Below are 18,801 nucleotides of genomic sequence, written 5' to 3'. Positions count from 1 at the left end.
TGTGTACTCGACGCCCCCTGAGGCGGGATGGCCGTTAGGTTCCTGAGCTTGGGCTGACATTTTCGCCTCCTTCATCTTCCGGGAAGGGCAAAATGCAGAAAACCCCATTTACCACGATTTTCGGTAGCCGGAAGGCATCTGTTTGCTTGTGATCCATTCACTGGCCGCGTCCAGCCCGGATACTTTGGCAATCCTATTTCTCCCTCGGCCACAGGACGGACATGCCGCACGCAGCACAATCATTTCCAAAGTCCCGACCCACGCTTGCGGAATCGTAACTCACGGCCTGGCGGCAACGCTGGCGGCTCGTTCAACGCTGACGGCGGAATCGGGCGTTCGACCGGATCGGAACTGTTCAGGATCAACTGTTCGCCGTAGTGCATGATCCGCATCGGGCCCGAGCCCAGCGTGAGCCGGTAGGTGGCGGCGTTTGCTGCCACCTCCACCCGGATGCTGGTGTCGCGGTACACGATGCAGAAAACCAGTGATATGAGGTGCTCCGGCAGGCGCGGGGCGAACGACAATATACCCGCGTGATCCCGCATGCCGCCGAAACCATTGACCAATGCGATCCACGTTCCTGCAAGAGATGCGACATGCAGTCCATCCCGAACATTATGATTTATATCATGCAGATCAATGAATGCGGCTTCTGCCGCATATTCCAGCGCAAGGCGGAGATACCCGACCTCGGCGGCCATCACAGCCTGCGTGCATGCTGACAGGGACGAATCCTGAACGGTGATCTTGTTGTAATACTCGAAATTCCGCTGCTTTTGGTTCTCAGAGAACGCATTGCCGCAAAGTTGCATGGCCAGAACGAGATCAGGCTGTTTCACCACCTGCTTTCTGTACAGATCAAAATACGGGAAATGCATCATGAGTGGATACTGTTCCGGTTTTGTCCCGGCGAAATTCCACATCTCATGGTCGGTGAAGCCTTCCGCCTGCGGATGTACGCCAAGACGTTGATCGTAAGGGATGTACATGTTCCCGGCGGCGGCGCGCCAATCCGCCATTTCCCCGGGCGTCACCCCGAGCTCGTTCGCCCTGTCCTGGTGACGCTCGCACGCGTCGGCCGCGCCTGCGAGGTTCCGTGCCGCCATAAGGTTGGTGTAGACATTGTTGTCGGCAAGGGCGCTGTATTCGTCGGGGCCGGTCACTCCATCGATCCGAAAGCGTCCGTGCGGGTCGTGGTGCCCGAGGGAATGCCAGAGCCGGGCGGTCTGCACGAGGAGTTCCACCCCGATTTCACGTTCGAAATTCTCGTCGCCTGTCGCATTGACATGGCGGATCACCGCGTCGGCGATGTCCGCGTTGACGTGAAACGCGGCTGTCCCCGCTGGCCAATACCCCGAGCACTCCTCGCCGTTGATGGTGCGCCATGGAAAGGCCGCCCCGGCCAGGCCCAATTCCACGGCCCGCCGCCTCGCCGCCTCGATGGTCGAGTGGCGCCAGCGCAGCGTATCGGCCGCGGCACCCGGCATGGTGTAGGTCAGCACAGGCAGGATGAACGTCTCAGTGTCCCAGAACGAGTGGCCATCGTAACCGTTTCCCGTCAGCCCCTTCGCGGGAATGGCGCGCCTCTCGGCCCGCGCACCCGCCTGGAGCACATGAAACAGCGCGAAGCGCACAGCCTGCTGCAGCCCGGGGTCGCCCACTATCTCGACATCGGCGCGCTCCCAGAAATCATTGAGGAATTGGCGCTGGCCTTCGAGCAGATCGTCCCATCCGGTCTGGCGCGCCGCGGCTAGGGCGGCGGCCACCTGGTCGCGCAGAGCGGGCACGGTGCGCTTGGACGACCACCCGTAGGCCACGAGCTTGACCAGGCGCAGGCGCTCTCCCGGCTTGAGCCTGTCCGTGACGACGATGCGGGCCGAGTCGGCCGTGGTCTCCGTGGCCACATGCGCTTCGGAAGTTCCCGTGACGGTATGATCCATCGCCGCCGCAATGTGCAGCCCGCTCTTGCGGGTGCGGTGGATCAGCACGGCCCCCGCATCGCGCGACTGGTGATCCACGGACTCCAGAGGTGATTCGAGCGCGCTGGAAACGCGGGGATCTCCCTCGACGGAAGGCATCTGCTCGTTGGCGACAAGCTCGGACTGCACGACAATGCTGGCGGGCCCGTCCAGCGGTTCAACCTCGTAGCATATGCCGACGACCGCCCGATGCGTGAAGGAGACCAGCCTGAGCGAGGTCACGCGCACCGTTTGGCCCGCCGGAGAGGTCCATTCCACTTTCCGCGACAGGGTTCCGGCGCGGAAATCGAGCACACGGTCATGGCTGCTGAGGGTGCCGTAGCGCACATCGAAAGGCTCGTCATTGACGAGTAGACGCATCAGCTTCCCATTGGCCACATTGACGAGCGTCTGGCTCGACTCCGGCAAGCCATATTGCGGCTCGGCGTACGGCAGGGGACGCAGTTCGTAAAATCCGTTCAGGTAAGATCCCGGCAGTCCATGGGGTTCACCCTCGTCAAGGTTGCCCCGCAAGCCGATGTGGCCATTGGAAAGCGCGAAGAGCGATTCGCTCTGAGCTAGTTGGCCGAGGTGCAGTTCCGTCTCGTGAAGAGCCCAGGGCTCAAGGCGGAATGCCGGGTGCAGGATCATTTCGCCTCCAGGAGCTCGGCAAGGTCGTTAACGACGATGTCCGCGCCGTGCGCGCGCAGTTCGCGGGCCTGCCCCATGCGGTCCACGCCGACGACGAACCCGAACTTGCCCGCGCGGCCCGCGGCCACACCGGCGAGCGCGTCCTCGAAGACCGCCGCCCGGGCGGGTTCGACGCCGAGAGCCCGGGCCGCCGCCACATAAGTGTCCGGGGCCGGCTTGCCCGGGAGGCGCCGCTCCCTGGCCACGATGCCGTCGATGCGGGCATCGAACAAATCTGCGATGTCCGCCGCCTCGAGCGCCTCACGGCAGTTCGTGCTCGACGAAACCACGGCGGTGCGAAGCCCGGCGGACTTGACCGCGCGCACATAGCGCAACGAGCCGGGGTATGCCTCCACCCCCCGCTCCCTCAATAGGGAGAGGAAAATGCCGTTCTTGCGCGTTCCCAGCCCCTGGACGGTTTCAGCCGCTGCCGGATCGCCCTCACTGCCTTCGGCCAGCTCAATGCCGCGCGAACCGAGAAAGGACCGTATCCCGTCGGCGCGCGGCTTGCCGTCGACGTATTGGTCGTATTCGCCGACGGCATCAAAGGGGACAAACGATTGGCCGCTCGCCCGGGCGCGGCTGGAGAGAAAATCGTCGAACATCCGCTTCCAGGCCTCGGCATGAAGTTTCGCCGTTTCTGTGAGCACGCCGTCCAGGTCGAAGAGGCAGGCGCGGATGCCCCCGGGCAAGCCCAGTCTGGCCTCATCCATGTTCAGCCCCCATGCGCGGCGCTCCGCCCGGCTGCGCGGCGCCCGCACGCGTCATGATCCGAAATGACCGCGTCTCTCTGCCCATGGAATTCCCATTCTCCTACCGCCGCCCAGCGCGGCGGAGAGCCGATGGCAGAACAGCCCACGGGCCTCAAGGGCATGGAAAATCGAAGTTCCTTGTGCCCGGCCCGAAAGGCCTCCCGGAGTTTCCCAGAACAAAAGGGGAACCAGCCGCCATGTCTCGGCCACACTCCATGCGGCGCGGCAGTAAGTCTGACAGCCCGGCGGACAGATTTAGATTCTTAACAATTTAGCTGAAACCGGCAGGTAGGCAAGCACAAAAGACCACAGTGATCGATGCCATCCCGGACACACCCGCACGGGTTCGTCAACAAGCCCTGCCGCGCGGTCCAGGGAAAAACATCGCAAACATGATGATGTAACCATGAGTTGCATGGCAAGCCGAGCATAGCCAGCCGAATGCTTTGGCTGTTCGCCTTGCGTTTTGCCCTGTGTTGCGTGATGGGGGTAAAAGACCCATCAGATTACAAACTGCCCGCCGCATTTGGGCCAGGAAACGAACGCGGCCATCTTACGGGGTCCAAAAGGCCGCAACCGGCACTCCCGGCCAGCCGGCGTTCTCAACGGCGTGAAATCGCCGTTCGCGGCACGGGCTTCATCCGCGCAGGAATTCAATGCCGCGTGCAAACCATGAAAACCGCATCCTGAGCCGTGCGACATGCTTGGAGGCATCGTGGGTTTCTTTCCGCTGGTCAGCATCATCATCTCGCTCGCGGCCGTCTCGAGCTATCTCAATTTCAGATACGTCAAACTGCCGACCACTATCGGCGTCATGCTGGTGAGCCTGGTCGCCTCACTCCTGATCGTGCTTGTTGGCCCATACGCCCCCAATTTCCACCAACAGGCGGCCACGCTGGTTTCACAGGTCAATTTCGACCAGGTCGTCCTACATGGCATGCTCGCGTTTCTGTTGTTCGCAGGCTCCATAAACGTGCAGATCGAGGACCTGGGCCGTGAATGGCTGCCCGTCTCACTGCTCGCCATTGTCGGGACGCTCATCTCCACCACCGTTGTCGGCGGTTCGGCGTGGCTGCTGCTTGGCTGGCTGGGACAGGGAATTCCCTTGATGCACGCGCTGCTGTTCGGCGCGCTGATTTCGCCCACAGACCCGATAGCAGTGCTGAGGATCATGAAATCCGTCCGCGCCTCCCGCCAGCTGGAAGTGCAGGTGACCGGCGAGTCCTTGTTCAATGACGGCCTGGGCGTTGTCGTCTTCCTGCTCCTGCTGCAGCTCTCCGGCCAGGACGGATCGGGCCAAGGGGCGGCGCCTCTCTCGATTGATCCCTGGCAAGTGGGGATGCTGCTGCTCAAGGAAGTGGGCGGCGCACTGGTGCTGGCGCTGGCGGCTGGAGTCGTCGCGTATCACATGCTCAAGCGGGTCGATAACTACAAGATCGAAGTGCTGCTCACACTCGCCCTGGCCATGGGGCTTTACGCGCTGGCGGATGCGCTGCATTTTTCCGCGCCGATAGCAGTCGTGGCCGCCGGGCTCTTCGTTGGAAACCGCGGGCGGGCATTCGCCATGACGGAGCAGACGCGGGAACACGTCGACACTTTCTGGGAGCTTATTGACGATATTCTCAACGCGGTTCTCTTTCTGCTGATCGGGCTGGAGATTCTCGTGCTGCCGATCGAGCGCGAATGGCTGGTGGCCGGCGCCCTCGTCATACCGATCGTGCTGGCGGCGCGCTGGCTGAGCGTTGCGGGAATCATGGGGCCGCTCGGCTGGGTCACGCCCCAGTCGCGCGGTGCGATTCCGGTGCTGACCTGGGGCGGTTTGCGCGGAGGCATTTCAGTTGCCATGTCGCTTTCCTTGCCGGTCAGCGACTCACGAAGCCTGATACTGACCCTCACGTATCTCGTGGTTTTGTTTTCCATCCTCGTCCAAGGCTTGACTGTGGGCTGGGTGATCCGAAAGACCAGCGATCTGGAGCCGCCCGGCATTTTTCCCGATTGAGGCGAGGGCGGGCAAATGGCCGCTCAAGCCCGAACGTCTGCCTGACGCCATCCGAAAGCAGGCGGCCCGGGCGGACGCTTGGCCGACAGATTGCCAACATGCGGAGTTGCCCTTCCCGCCCGCCAGAAGGCTCCGGCTGCTTCAGGGCGGAGGCGCCCCCCGGCCTTCCTGGCCGGAACACTCCAGGAGCACCCCTTCCGGCGGTCTCACCCTTCCGGCGGTCTCACCCTTCCGGCGGTCTCACCCTTCCGGCGGTCTCACCCTTCCGGCGGCTCGCGGATTGTCATAACCCGCCGTGCACTTCGGCCATCGGCATCCTCTCGGGATTGGAAATCCAGGATTATTGGTTGACCTGCCTCCGAAAACCGCTAGTAAAGTTGATGGTGAAGTATTCATCGAACCGGAGGCTTCCCAGGAATGAACCATACTTTCAAATTAAAGAGCTGTTCCTACTCCGTTTCCTGGACGATGAAAACATCAAGAAGGTGCAAACTATAATCGATGATGCGGGCGTAAACTCAGGAAATCCATACCGGCCGGCATAGCGCCGAAATGAGGCCCCCCATGGCACAAGACAACCGCAAACTGAGCAGGCGCGAATTCTTGCGCCTGGGCGGCGGAATGTATGCGGCCATCGGGTTCGGGATCAAATATCCGCAAAACCTCGTCCCCTTCATAGTCCCCCCGGACCAGGTGGCCCCGGAGGGCTGGAGCCATTTCGCCACGACGTGCCGGGAATGCCCCGCCGGTTGCGGTATGCTTCTCTCTCACCGGGATGGCCGCGTGACGAAGGCCGAAGGCGCCCCGGGGCACCCCGTCGGCTACGGCGCGTTGTGTCCTCGGGGGCAGTCCTCCGTGCAGGGCCTCTACGACCCCGACCGACTGCGGTCGCCGCACGTAAAGTCCGAGAAGGGGTTGAGCGTCCCCGCAAGCTGGGAGCAGGCCATCCCGGCCCTGGCCCAACGCCTGAAAAGCAAAGCTGGCCGGGTGTTCGTGCTCAGCAAGCTGGAAACTGGAGCCTTGGCCGAAATCCTGAACCGCTTCGCCCATGCCTTCGGCGGAAGCGCCCTCTTCTGGGAGCCGTTGGGTTATGCCCCCCTGTTGCGAGCCCACAAGGCAGTGTTCGGGCGACCCGTCATCCCCCGCTACCTAATCGACCGCTGCGACTTTCTGCTGGGTTTCGGTGCCCAGTTTCTGGAGACATGGGTCTCAAACGTGGAATATGCCCGGCGCTTCACCGAAATGCACACACGGGCAAACACACCGGGACGTTACGTGCATGTGGGGCCGCAGTTCTCCATGACCGCGGCCAACGCGGATATTTTCGTGCAGGTTCCGGCCGGAGCCGAGGCCGACGTGGCCTTGGCCCTGCTCAAAATCATTTTCGAGCGCGGCTGGGGCGCACCCGGCAGCGAAGCCCTCGCAGCCTTGGCCGCCCCTCTGACTGAAGGAATCAGGCCCGAGGCGATGCCCCTGCCCGATGCGTCCCGCCGCCTGGAGGTCCTGGCCCGCGAGTTCGCACGCGCCCCGACCAGTCTGGCCTTGCCCGGCCCTCTGGGCGCACGCGGCCCCCTGGCCGAGCGCCTGGCGCTGGCCGCCGGGCTGCTCAACAAGGCCTGCGGCAGGGACGGCCAGACCCTGGATTTTTCCCGGCCCCACGCCCTGGGCGGCGCAGCCTCGGACGCCGAGTTGGACGAACTCCTCTCTGGTCTGACTCCAGGCGACATCGTGATCCTCCATCAGCTGAACCTGGCCTACACCCGGCCTGAGCTGATCGACAAACTGCGACGTGCCGGCGTCATCATCAGCCTGACGGTCATGCACGACGAAACGAGCGCCCTGGCCGACTGGGCGCTGCCTGTGGATTCCCCCCTGGAATCCTGGGGCGACTACGAACCCGTGAAGGGGCTGACCGCCTTCATGCAGCCTTCCATGGCCCGGCTGCACGACTCCCGATCAGCGGGAGACATCCTGCTTGCCCTGGCCCGGGCAGCTGGGATTCCGCTGGCCCGCCGGGAGGGTCGGCCGCCTGAGGAGGATTTCCGGGCCTGGCTGGACGGCACCTGGAAAGAGCTGTTCGACGCAGCCGGGGTGGCCGGTTCCTTCGAGGAAGCCCGCCAGGAGGCCTTGGGCCGGGGCTGGCTGGAACTCCCCGCAGCTGCGGCCACCGCCGATACGGGCAAGGCCGCAGGGCTGCCGTCCGGTCCATGGCAATCCCCCGAAACGGCACCAGGGCAGAATCCCTCGCAGGAGTCAACGCCGGATTCGAAAGCCCCCCTGTTTCACCTTTTGGCCTGGCCCTCGATCTATTTTTACGACGGCAGCCTCGCCAACAGGGGCTGGCTCCAGGAGGCTTCCGACCCGGTCAGCGCGGTGGCCTGGGGGAACTGGCTGGACATCCACCCCATGAGGGCCGCCGAGTTGGGCATAGCCGACGGGGATCTGGTGGAGGCCGCATCCGCCACAGGCGCGGTGCGCGTTCCGGCGCGCCTCACGAGCGGGGTGGCCGCCAACGCCGTAGCCCTGGGGCTGGGACAGGGCCACACGGGCCTGGGCGAGACGGCCCGGGGCGTGGGAGGCAACGCCTACGCCCTGCTCGGGCCTGTCGATCCGGGACGGTTGTTCGCCGGGGTGAGCGTCAGGAAGATCGGGTCCGCCTTTCCCGTCACGCCCCTGGCCACCAGCGAGCAGCACGGGCGGGACCTGTTGCGCTGGACCAGCGTGTCGGAAGCGGCGTCGGGCAAGGCCGCCGACGAGATCACCATGCCTCTCCCCTCCGGCTACAAACGCAGCAGGGACCTCTACGGCGGGCACGAACACGCGGTGCACCGCTGGGCCATGGCCGTCGACCTCAACCGCTGCATCGGCTGCGGCGCCTGCAGGGTGGCCTGCTACGCCGAGAACAACATCCCAGTGATGGGGGCCAAGGTCGTTTCCATGGGGCGGGAGATGGCCTGGCTCAGGATAGTGCCATACGCGCACCCCGAACGCCCCGGCAGGCTGGGTTTCCTGCCGCTGCTCTGCCAGCACTGCGACGCGGCCCCGTGCGAACCTGTCTGCCCGGTCTTCGCCTCGGTCAACAACGAGGAAGGGCTCAACGCCCAGATCTACAACCGCTGCATCGGCACCCGCTACTGCGCACAGAACTGCCCCTACAAGGTGCGCAAGTTCAACTGGTTCGACGGGAGCTGGCGCTCCCCCCTGCATTGGCAGCTCAACCCCGAGGTGACGGTTCGGGTCCGGGGGGTCATGGAGAAGTGCACCTTTTGCGTGCAGCGCATCCGCCTCGCCGAGTATCAGGCCCGGCTGGAGGACAGGCCCATCCGGGACGGCGACATCACGCCCGCCTGCATGCAGACCTGCCCGGCCGGGGTCTTCCTCTTCGGGGATCTGCGCGACCCGAAATCCGAGATATCCAGGCGCTTTGCCACTGACCCGAGGCGCTACCAACTCCTCCACGAGCTGAACACGAAATCAGCCGTGCTCTACCTCAAGCGGGTGGAGAACGACGCCCTGCTGCGGACCTGGGAGGAAAAGGCATGAGCGGCCTTACCCTGCGGGACGTCAACCGGGACACCCTCGAAGCCAGCCGCGCTCCGAAGCGGCGCAGCTATTGGCTGGCCCTGGCTCTCACCGCCGCTTCCTTCATCGGGCTGCTCGCCTCCCTGCTTTACCAGGCCAAGACGGGCATGGGCGTCACGGGCCTGAAGGAGCCCGTGAACTGGGGCCTGTACATCGGCAATTTCGTGTTCTGGGTCGGCATAGCCCACTCGGGCACGCTGATCTCGGCCATTCTCTTCCTGCTCAGGGCCCGCTGGCGCGATTCGGTCTCGCGCTCGGCCGAGGCCATGACCGTCTTCGCGGTCATGACGGCGGGCCTCTTCCCGCTGATCCACCTGGGGCGTATCTGGCGGTTCTATTACATCATCCCCTACCCGAGCCAACGTCAGCTCTGGCCCAACTTCGTGAGCCCCCTCATCTGGGACGAACTGGCCGTGGGCACCTACCTCATCGTGAGCACCATCTTCTTCGCGGTGGGCCTCATACCGGACGTGGCCGCGGCCAGGGACTGGTCCGAGGAGCACAGGGGGCCGCTGCACTGGAAGACCCGGTTGTTTTCCGCCATGGCATTGGGCTGGTCCGGGGCGGCCAGCCAGTGGCGGCACTACGAGCGGTCGTACCTGTTCTTCGCGGCCCTGGCCACGCCCCTGGTGGTGTCGGTGCATTCGGTGGTCTCCTGGGACTTCGCCATGGGCATCCTGACCGGCTGGCACACCACCATCTACGCCCCCTATTTCGTGAGCGGCGCGGTGCACTCGGGGCTGGCCATGGTCCTGCTGCTGGTGATCCCCATGCGCCGGATCCTGAAGCTCGAACGCCTCGTCCAGGACAAACACCTGGACATGTTGGCCAAGACCATCCTCGTGACCACCTTCCTCATGGCCTACTTCTACCTGGTCGACCCTTTCATCGCCTGGTACAGCGGCGACATCTACGAGCGGCAATTCATGCGCTGGCAGGCCATGAGCCAGATGGGGCTGATCTACTGGTCGCTCATGCCGCTCAACATCCTGCTGCCCGCGACCTTGGTCTTCCGCCCCCTGCGCCGCAGCAAATTCTGGCTCATGGCCGTCTCACTGGCCATAATCGCCGGGATGTACCTCGAACGGGTCATGATCGTCACCGGCTCCCCGGCCCACGACTTCATGCCCCACAACTGGGGCCACTACTTCCCCTCCTGGGTGGAGCTTACCATCACTGCCGGGTCGTTCGGATTCTTCTCCCTGCTGTTCCTGATCTTCTCCAAGCTCCTGCCGACGATGCCCATCGGCGACCTCAAGGCCGCGCTCGACGAAAGCCGGGTGGAGGCAGCGCCCGCCAGGGCGCCCCTCAAGCCGGTGGAGCCGGTGCCAGGCGGCATCCCCGGCGTCATGGCCGTCTACGACAACCCGGCGGCCCTGATCGAGGCCTGCTCCAGGGCGCTCTCGTCGGGTTACACACGTTTGGAGGCCTTCTCCCCCTACAAGATGCCGAAGCTCCAGGAGGCGCTGGGCACAACCGCGAGCCCCGTGCGGTTCTGGACCCTGGCGGGCGCGCTGGCTGGCTTCGCCGGGGGCTGGGCCCTGGCCCTGGGCGCGTCGCTGGTCAACAACCTGCTCGTGGGCGGCAAGGGGCCCTTCGCGTACGTCCCCTTCTGGATTCCCGGGGTGGAGATGCTCATCCTCTTCGGCTGCCTTTCGAACCTGGCGGCCGTGCTCTACTACGCCAAGCTGTACCGCTTGCGCCCGATTCCCCGTTACGACAGGCGCTTCAGCCGCGACCGGTTCGGGCTGTTCATAGCCGCGGCCGGAGCTCAAAGCGAGGAAGTGCGGGACTTTCTGGCAGGCAGCGGCGCGGAGGAAGTCCATGTCCACCACTAGCCCCAACTCAGCCCTCTTCGGGGAATGGACGCCCAGGCGCATCGACCTGGCTTGTGCCGTGCTCTTCGCCGCGGGCCTGTCGGCCTGGCTGCTGTCCTTGTCTTTCGGCGGCCCCCCCGCCTGGCGGGCCCTGCTCACGAACTTTCTCTACTTCACGCCCATGGCCGGGAGCATGGCCGTGTGGCCCGCAGTGGTCCAAGCCTCCAATGCCCGCTGGGCCGGCACCTACGATCGCCTGCCAGCCTCCGGCCAGGGATTCGCGCCGGCCTCCATGCTCATCCTGCTCGCCTTGTGGCTGTCAGCCGGAATCTGGGCGCCCTGGCCGGGCCGGACCTTCCGGCAGGGCTTCTGGCTGGATACAGATTTCCTTTTCGCCCGGGATATTATGGCCCTGGCCCTCTTCTGGGGGGTGGCCAGACATTACCAGCGGCGCCGGAAGCTGGGCCAAGGCAGCGTTGCTGGGCCGGTGCTGATCATCACCTATTGCTGCGTCTTCAGCCTGCTCGGCTTCGACTTGGTCATGGCGCTGACCCCGGAGTGGCGCAGCTCGCTGTTCGGCGGGTATTTCTTCGTGTCGGGGCTCTATGCCGGAGTGGCCGCCTGGGGCCTCATGGCCGCACTGCAGCCAGACCCGGATCCGCAGCGGCTGCATGACCTGGGAAAGCTGACCGTAACGTTCTGCCTGCTGACCACCTACACCCTGTACAGCCAGCTCCTGGTCATCTGGTACGAAAACCTTCCGGGGGAGACGAGCTTCGCGGCGGCGCGCCTCAATTTCCAGCCCTGGGCCGGGGTCGGTGTGGCGCTGCTGGCCGTGGTCTACCTGGGGCCCGTCGTCATGCTGCTGACCGGGCGGGCCAAGCGCAGTCCCCGGCTCCTGGGCGCCATATGCGCCCTGATTCTTCTGGGCCTCTGGGTGGAGCGCTGGTGGCTGGTGACCCCGAGCCTTCCGGGAGGCCCGCTCTTCGGCCTGGCCGATCTCGGCGCAGGGTCGGCGCTGCTCGGGCTGTTCTGCCACGGAATCCGGCGCGCGAGCCGTACATCACTGATCATCACGACGGGTGCGGAGAACCCATGAGCGCGGGACAACAGCCGAAAACCTGCCCGCAACGCCGCAACCGGCCATGGGGAGTGTTTCTCTCAATTACGGCCATCGCGCTCTTCGGGCTGACATGGTGGGGTTACCGGGGCATCCCGGAGGCTCCGTTGGGGCCGATCCAGCCGCTGCCGTTCAGCCACAGGGTTCACGCCGGGGTCAAGACGCTGAGCTGCCTGATGTGCCACAACACGGTCCAGGCTTCGGCTCACGCGGGCATCCCGCCGGTGGAGACGTGCATGCTGTGCCACTCCCGCATCATCATCACCTATCCCGACATTCAGGCCCTCCGGGCGCACTACTATGACCGGATTCCCCTGCTGTGGAACAGGGTCAACATCCTGTCGGACTTCGTCAAATTCAATCATTCCCAGCACATCAACCGTAGCGTGGACTGCGGGCATTGCCACGGCGACGTCAAGAGCATGGACAGGATCAAGCCGCCCCAGGAATTCAGGATGGGCTTCTGCATGACCTGCCACAAGGCCTACAACGCAACCCACGACTGCTTCACATGCCACCGGTAGGACGCACGCCATGACTGCCCTTTACGACAAAAACCAACGCGCCACCCTGGCCTTTCTGCTGGCCGGGGCCGTCTGGTTCGTGGTCGGCACCCTGTACGGCCTGGCTTCCGCCATCGACCTGGTCGCGCCGGAGACCTTCAACAACATCCCCTGGCTGGTCTTCGGCCGGGCCAGGGCCGTGCACACCAACACCGTGATCTTCGGCTTTTCGGCCAACATCCTCATCGGCTGCGGCCTGTATTACGCGCACACCCTGCTAAAGCCCCGGCAGTGGCCCGTGAAACTGGTCTGGGGCGCGTTCATCCTGTGGAACTTGGCCGTGCTCTCGGGTCCGTTCACGTTCTCCTTCGGCATCAGCCAGGGCCGGGAATACGCGGAGTACATCTGGCTGGCCGACGTCTCCATCATGCTCTCCATGCTTCTGATCACCGCTATTCTGGCCGTGGCCGTGCGAAGCCGGGAGGAGGAGACCCTCTACGTCTCCGTTTGGTATTTCGTGGGCACATTCCTGTGGATGCTCGGGGTCTACTCCATCGGCAACGTCATGTGGCGCCCCGAAACCGGGGCCATGCCGGGCATGGTGGATTCCGTGCTCCTGTGGTTCTACGGGCACAACCTGGTCGGGCTCCTGGTGACGCCCCTTGCCGTGGGGCTGGCCTACTACGTCATACCCCGGGTGACGCAGACGAAGCTCTACTCCTACACACTCTCCCAGATCGGCTTCTGGACGCTCGTGCTCTTCTACACCCACATCGGCAGCCACCACATTCTCCAGACCCCGATTCCCAACTGGCTCAAGGTGGCCTCGGTGGCTCACTCCGGCGCGATGGCCATTCCCGTCCTGACCGTGCTGGTCAACCTGTGGGTTACGGCCCGGGGAGCCGGGGGAAGGCTGCTCCGCGACCCCGCGGGCCGCCTCGTCCTGGCGGGCACCATCTGGTATCTGGTCACCTCCGTTCAGGGCGTGGTCCAGTCGTTCCCGTCCGTGCAGAGGGTGACCCATCTCGGCAACTTCAACATAGGCCACGCCCACATCGCCGTGCTCGGTTTCGGCGGATACATCGCCCTGGGCGGCCTGTGGCACATCCTGCCTTACGTCGCCCGCCGCCGACTCTGGTCGCGGCGGCTGGTCAACCTCCAGTTCGGCCTGGTGACGCTCGGCCTGACCGGGTTCCTGGCGGTGCTGACCATCGCCGGGCTCATCCAGGGGCAGGCCTGGCAGAACGGCGAGGTCGTCTACCGGGTGCTGCCCGAAATATTCCCCTACATGGCGCTGCGGGCCGCCTTCGGGCTCTCCATCATCGCCGGGGCCATCATCGGCCTGGTCAACGTCTGGATGACCCTGCGCCGGGGCGAACCCTTCGACCCCGCCGTGGAACCCCGGGGGCTCCTGCCATGAAAATGACCCCTATGCTCCTCTTCCTCGGGGGGCTGAGCGTGTTCTGGGCCGCCGTGCTGACCATGGTCTTCATGCCTGTCGCCATGATGCGCTCCTCACCCTCGGACATCTGGCGGCCCATGACCGCCGAGGAGAAGGAGGGGCTGAAGCTCTTCGTGGGCAACGGGTGCAGCTATTGCCATACGCAATTCATCCGCAACCTGGATTGGGGCCTCGGCGCAGAGCGCATATCCCAGAACGGCGACTACCACGATATCGAGCCAGCCATCATGGGGACCGAGCGCACCGGCCCCGACCTGGCCCAGGAGGGCGGCGAGCACCCCTACGACTGGCACCTGGCGCACTTCACCAATCCCCGCCACACCAGCCCGGTTTCGGTCATGCCATCATGGGAGTTCCTGGGAGAGGAGAACATCGGCAAGCTGACGGCCTACGTGCAGTTCGCGGGCATGAAGAACGCGGACTACAGGGTGGCCCGGCAGAAGTACTGGAAGGAGGTGAGCCGCGCGGCCTACGCCCAGGGGGTGGACCGTAACATCGAATGGCTGCACTCCCATGTGCCCGAGACCTGGCGCATGATGCCGAATCCCTATGCGGCCACCCAGGCGGGCCTGGAACGCGGAAAGAAGATGTTCCAGCAATTCTGCATCGGTTGCCACGGGCCCATCGGCGACGGCACTGGCCCAGCCGCGCCCTACCTGAATCCGCGCCCCCTCAACTTCACCGTGCTGCGCCGCCACCTGGTGGAGGAGCGCTACATCGGGGGAATCTTGTATTTCCAGATCATGAACGGGGTCACGGGCACGGCCATGCCCTACTTCAAACGCGCCCTGGAGTCGGAGAAAATCTGGGATCTGGCCAACTATGTGGCCGTCTCCTTCATGGGCTACACCGACGCGGGCATAGGCCCCAAGGGCATCGACGCGGCGTACGAACCTGCCTGGGAGAACAATTTCGAACCGCCCGACAAACTGGGCTTCAGCCACGGCAAGGGCGTCGGCAGACAGCCCACAGGCCCGGATGCCTCCGGCCAGGACGGGAGGTAAGGGATGCTGTACTATGAAATACTGCGCGGGCAATGGATTCTCGCGGCACTGGGCGGGGGGTTGGTCCTGCTGCTGACAGCCGTGATGAGCTACCTGGCCATCTGGCGGGAGCGGCCCGGCCAACCCGGTGATTGCGGCGGGGAGCACCCCGCACCGCTCAGCTTTCTCCAGGCCCTGCCCGCCGTGCTGCTGATGACGTATCTGGGCATAGCGATCTTCATGATGGCCTATTTCGCCGGAAAGATCGCCTCACCACCCAACTGGTAGGTGCAGTGTGGAAAAAGAACGCGAAATATACGAGGAGTATACTCCCACCAGCTCATGCACGGCCTGGTCGATTGTGCTAGGTGTCTCCTTCGCGGTCCTGGCTTTGGGCATGTTCCTGCACACCCGCATATCCGATCCGCCCAGGACATGGGATTTCGGAGCCCTGCCCGACACGCCCGCCGAATCCGTCTATTCCACCAACGAGCCGCAGGTGCGCGAACAGGCCCCCCTGGAAACCGAGGGCGTGCCCCGGCAACTGCCCGCCCTCCCCTGGGCCAAGCCGCTCAAGAAGCTCCCTCCCGAAGGCTACGAGCAGACGAGGAGGTTCAATGAATAGGGCCCTTCTCGTGCGGATGTGTCTCATCCCACTGGTGGCGGGCCTCGCGGCCTACCTCTACTTCCTCATGACCGGGCCGGACATGGCCGTGCAACAGGCCTTGCAATCCTACGATGCGCGAATGCCGGACCTGCCCCAAGGCTCGGTGCCCGCCAATTCCGGGCTGTTTTTCCCCTCCGAGCGCCAAGGAGGGAAGGCCGTGTTGCCGAACCACGCCCGGGGGAAGTTCGCGTATGACGCCTACTGTGTCTTCTGCCACGGAATTCTGGGCGACGGCGAAGGGCCGGTCGGCCAGAGCTATGTTCCGGCTCCCGGCGACCTGCGCACGGACAGGATCCGAGGCATGGACGACCAGGCTCTCCTGAAGGCGATGCTCACCGGCGCCGGACACGATCCTGTTCTCCACCGTGTGGTGCCGCCGGACGACAGGCCATCGCTGCTGTTGTATGTCCGGTCTCTTATCCAGGCGCGGCAGGCGGGCCAAGCGGGCCAGGCGAGACGGATACCGGAGCCAAAATCGGATTGATCTTTTCGATGCGCCTCCATATATCATAGGGCTTGGTGGAGTTTTCCTAAAATCTATCTGCATCGGGGGCTGCGCCATGAATACCGATCCCCTGCGGGAACTTGCCAGGCTCGTCCGCTACTACATTCTCACATCGAGCACCCGGGCCGGTTCCGGCCACCCCAGCTCCTCGCTCTCGGCCACGGAGCTCATGTGCTGCCTGCTGTTCGGAGGGGTGCTGCGCTACGATCCCGAACGCCCGGGCCTGCCCAACAACGACCGGCTGATCTTCTCCAAGGGCCACGCCTCGCCCCTGTTCTACGCGCTGTGGGCCACGGCCGGACGCCTCACGGAGGACGACCTCTCGCGCATGCGCACCTTCGACAGCCCCCTGCAAGGCCACCCCGTGGCCTCGACGCCCTTCGCCGAAGCCGCCACCGGGTCGCTGGGCCAAGGGCTGTCCATCGGCGTGGGCATGGCCCTGAACGCCAAATACGTGGACAAGCTGCCCTACCGGACCTTCGTGCTCCTGGGCGACAGCGAGATGGCCGAAGGCTCCCAGTACGAGGCCCTGCAGTCGGCGGCGCACTACAACCTGGACAACCTGGTGGGCGTCCTGGACGTGAACCGCCTGGGCCAGCGCGGCCAAACCATGTACGGGCACGACCTCCAGGCCTACGCGGCCCGGGTCGGAGCCTTCGGCTGGGAGACCATCCTGGTCCAGGACGGGCACGACCCCGCCCAGGTGCTCGAGGCCTACGGGCGAGCGGTATCCGCCGGGCGTCCGGCCATGATCATCGCCCGGACCCTCAAGGGCAAGGGCGTGTCCGTCATGGAGGACAAGGAAGGCTGGCACGGCAAGACCCTGGCCCCGGACCAGCTGGACGCGGCCCTGGCGGAGATCGGCCCGGTGGACAAATCGCTGCGCGGGGTGATCGCTCCCCCGGAAGACCTTGCGCCCACAAAAGAGGCCTCGGCGGCGGTGGCCCAGCCCTCGTACCCGCCGGGCAAGGCCGTCTCCACGCGCAAGGCCTACGGCAACGCCCTGGCCAGGCTCATCCCCGGTCACCCGGAGATGGTTGTCCTGGATGCGGAGGTCAGCAACTCCACCTACGCCGAGAGCGTCAAGGCCGTCCGGCCCGAGCGCTTCTTCGAGATGTACGTGGCTGAACAGAACATGGTGGGCGCGGCCCTGGGCCTGTCGCGGCGCGGCAAGAAGCCCTGCGTGTCCACCTTCGCGGCTTTCTTCACCCGCGCCTGTGACCAGATCCGCATGAGCCGCTACTCCGACGCGGACATCCTGTATTGCGGCTCCCACGCCGGGGTGTCCATCGGCGAGGACGGCCCCTCCCAGATGGGCCTGGAGGATCTGGCCATGTTCCGGGCCATCCTGGGCAGCGTGGTCCTCTACCCTTCGGACGCCATGAGCGCCGAACGCCTCGTGGAGGCCGCCCTGGAGCACCGGGGCATCACCTACCTGCGCACCACCCGTGGCGACACCCCGATCCTCTACGGGCCGGAGGAGCGCTTCCCCATCGGCGGCAGCAAGGTGCTGCGCCAGAGCGGCAAGGACGCGGCCACCATCGTGGCGGCGGGCATCACCCTGCACGAGGCCCTGGCGGCTGAAGAGATCCTTGCGGGGCGCGGCGTGGCGGTGCGCGTGATCGACTGCTACAGCGTCAAGCCCCTGGACACGGCGGCGCTGGAACAGGCGGCCAGCCAGACCGGGCTGCTGGTCATCGTGGAAGACCACCACGCCCAGGGCGGGTTGGGAGAGGCGGTCTGCGCCGCCCTTGCCGGGTCGGGGACGAAGGTCGTCACGCTCGCGGTGCGCAGGATGCCCCGCAGCGGCAAACCGGCCCAGCTTCTGGAATACGAGGGAATTTCCCGGGAGGCCATCGTCGCCGCCGTAACTTCCAATCTGTGAGGCAAACATGCGACCGGACGGACTCAAGACGCGCATTTTTCTCGACAGCGGCGACCCGGCCGAGACTAGGCAGATCCTGGACCTGATCGGCTTTCTGGACGGGCAGACCACCAACCCCTCCCTGATCGCCAAGAACCCTGAAGCCAAGGAGCGCAAGGCCAAGGGCCGCCCCTTCGATCCGAAGGAAGTCTGGGCTTTCTATCGTTCCGTGGTGGGCGAAATATCAGGGCTCATCCCCGAAGGCTCGGTGTCCATCGAGGTGTACGCCGATGCCGCCACAGGCACCGAACGCATGCTGGAGCAGGTCCGGGAGTGCTCAACCTGGATACCCAACGCCCACATCAAGCTGCCAACCAACGCGCCCGGGCTCCTGGCAGCGAAGCAGGCCACGGCGGCGGGCCACAGGGTGAACATGACCCTGTGCTTCAGTCAGTCTCAGGCCGCTGCCGTCTATGCGGCAACGCGCGGGGCCGCCCAGGGCCAAGTGTTCGTGTCGCCCTTCATAGGCCGCCTGGACGACAGGGGGGAAAACGGCATGGACCTCATCGCCAACATCTTGCGCATGTTCAAGGCGGGCGACGGCCACGTGCAGGTGCTCACCGCCAGCGTACGCACGCTGGACCATTTCCTGTGCGCCCTGGCCCTGCAATCGGACATCATCACCGCGCCCTTCTCCCTGATACGGGCCTGGGGGCAGGCGGGCATGCCCATACCCGGTAAGGACTTCGTCTATGACTCCAAGAAGCTGGCCCCGATCCCCTACCGCGAGATCAGCCTGAAAGAGTCCCTCGAGTCCTACGACACGGTCCACGACCTGACCGATGCGGGCATGGCCAAGTTCTCGGCGGATTGGAACGCCCTCATGGGCCAATGATTGC

14 protein-coding genes are annotated in these 18,801 nt (G+C 64.9%); 12 read left to right on the top strand and 2 right to left on the bottom strand.

Annotation, left to right across the window (positions count from 1 at the left end; translation table 11 throughout):
- Window positions 1–239 precede the first annotated feature (239 nt).
- Window positions 240–2,609, bottom strand: a complete 2,370-nt coding sequence (locus tag MLE18_RS09170) for a glycoside hydrolase family 65 protein (protein WP_243438495.1) — start codon at window positions 2,607–2,609, stop codon at window positions 240–242.
- Window positions 2,606–3,361 carry an HAD family hydrolase gene (locus MLE18_RS09165; protein ID WP_243438494.1) on the bottom strand — a complete coding sequence of 252 codons (756 nt, stop codon included), beginning with the start codon at window positions 3,359–3,361 and terminating at the stop codon, window positions 2,606–2,608. The genes MLE18_RS09170 and MLE18_RS09165 overlap by 4 nt, the downstream gene beginning before the upstream one ends.
- Window positions 3,362–4,115: 754 nt before the next feature.
- On the opposite strand from MLE18_RS09165, the gene MLE18_RS09160 reads away from it, so the two are divergent.
- The 12 genes from MLE18_RS09160 to MLE18_RS09105 all read left to right on the top strand — a co-directional run bounded on the left by MLE18_RS09160 (window position 4,116) and on the right by MLE18_RS09105 (window position 18,797).
- Window positions 4,116–5,399: a cation:proton antiporter gene (locus MLE18_RS09160; RefSeq protein WP_243438493.1), complete on the top strand. Its 1,284-nt coding sequence runs from the start codon at window positions 4,116–4,118 to the stop codon at window positions 5,397–5,399.
- Window positions 5,400–5,951: 552 nt separating this feature from the next.
- Window positions 5,952–8,942, top strand: a complete 2,991-nt coding sequence (locus MLE18_RS09155) for a 4Fe-4S dicluster domain-containing protein (RefSeq protein ID WP_336605570.1) — start codon at window positions 5,952–5,954, stop codon at window positions 8,940–8,942.
- Window positions 8,939–10,819 carry a quinol:electron acceptor oxidoreductase subunit ActD gene (locus MLE18_RS09150; protein ID WP_243438492.1) on the top strand — a complete coding sequence of 627 codons (1,881 nt, stop codon included), beginning with the start codon at window positions 8,939–8,941 and terminating at the stop codon, window positions 10,817–10,819. The genes MLE18_RS09155 and MLE18_RS09150 overlap by 4 nt, the downstream gene beginning before the upstream one ends.
- Window positions 10,806–11,897 carry a hypothetical protein gene (locus MLE18_RS09145; protein ID WP_243438491.1) on the top strand — a complete coding sequence of 364 codons (1,092 nt, stop codon included), beginning with the start codon at window positions 10,806–10,808 and terminating at the stop codon, window positions 11,895–11,897. Before MLE18_RS09150 ends, MLE18_RS09145 begins: the two co-directional genes overlap by 14 nt.
- Entirely contained in the window at window positions 11,894–12,442 is a 549-nt protein-coding gene (locus tag MLE18_RS09140; RefSeq protein ID WP_243438490.1) for a cytochrome c3 family protein, read from the top strand. The genes MLE18_RS09145 and MLE18_RS09140 overlap by 4 nt, the downstream gene beginning before the upstream one ends.
- Window positions 12,443–12,452: 10 nt before the next feature.
- Window positions 12,453–13,841, top strand: a complete 1,389-nt coding sequence (locus MLE18_RS09135; RefSeq protein WP_243438489.1) for a cbb3-type cytochrome c oxidase subunit I — start codon at window positions 12,453–12,455, stop codon at window positions 13,839–13,841.
- Window positions 13,838–14,887, top strand: a complete 1,050-nt coding sequence (locus MLE18_RS09130) for a cbb3-type cytochrome c oxidase subunit II (RefSeq protein ID WP_243438488.1) — start codon at window positions 13,838–13,840, stop codon at window positions 14,885–14,887. Before MLE18_RS09135 ends, MLE18_RS09130 begins: the two co-directional genes overlap by 4 nt.
- 3 nt (window positions 14,888–14,890) lie before the next feature.
- Complete coding sequence (locus tag MLE18_RS09125; protein WP_243438487.1) at window positions 14,891–15,154, top strand: hypothetical protein; 264 nt, start codon at window positions 14,891–14,893, stop codon at window positions 15,152–15,154.
- A gap of 7 nt (window positions 15,155–15,161) precedes the next feature.
- On the top strand, window positions 15,162–15,491 hold the full coding sequence (locus tag MLE18_RS09120) for a hypothetical protein (protein WP_243438486.1): 330 nt from the start codon (window positions 15,162–15,164) through the stop codon (window positions 15,489–15,491).
- Complete coding sequence (locus MLE18_RS09115; RefSeq protein WP_243438485.1) at window positions 15,484–16,017, top strand: c-type cytochrome; 534 nt, start codon at window positions 15,484–15,486, stop codon at window positions 16,015–16,017. The genes MLE18_RS09120 and MLE18_RS09115 overlap by 8 nt, the downstream gene beginning before the upstream one ends.
- 76 nt (window positions 16,018–16,093) lie before the next feature.
- Complete coding sequence (locus tag MLE18_RS09110; RefSeq protein ID WP_243438484.1) at window positions 16,094–17,923, top strand: transketolase; 1,830 nt, start codon at window positions 16,094–16,096, stop codon at window positions 17,921–17,923.
- Window positions 17,924–17,930: 7 nt separating this feature from the next.
- The gene (locus MLE18_RS09105) at window positions 17,931–18,797 is read left to right on the top strand and encodes a transaldolase family protein (RefSeq protein WP_243438483.1); all 867 of its coding nucleotides are present in this window, start codon (window positions 17,931–17,933) and stop codon (window positions 18,795–18,797) included.
- The last annotated feature ends 4 nt before the right edge of the window (window positions 18,798–18,801 follow it).

It is taken from the genome of Fundidesulfovibrio soli (assembly GCF_022808695.1).
Lineage (GTDB): Bacteria > Desulfobacterota > Desulfovibrionia > Desulfovibrionales > Desulfovibrionaceae > Fundidesulfovibrio > Fundidesulfovibrio soli.
The sequence above is the reverse complement of the archived record's forward strand: the minus strand, read 5'-3'. Positions and strand labels throughout refer to the sequence as shown.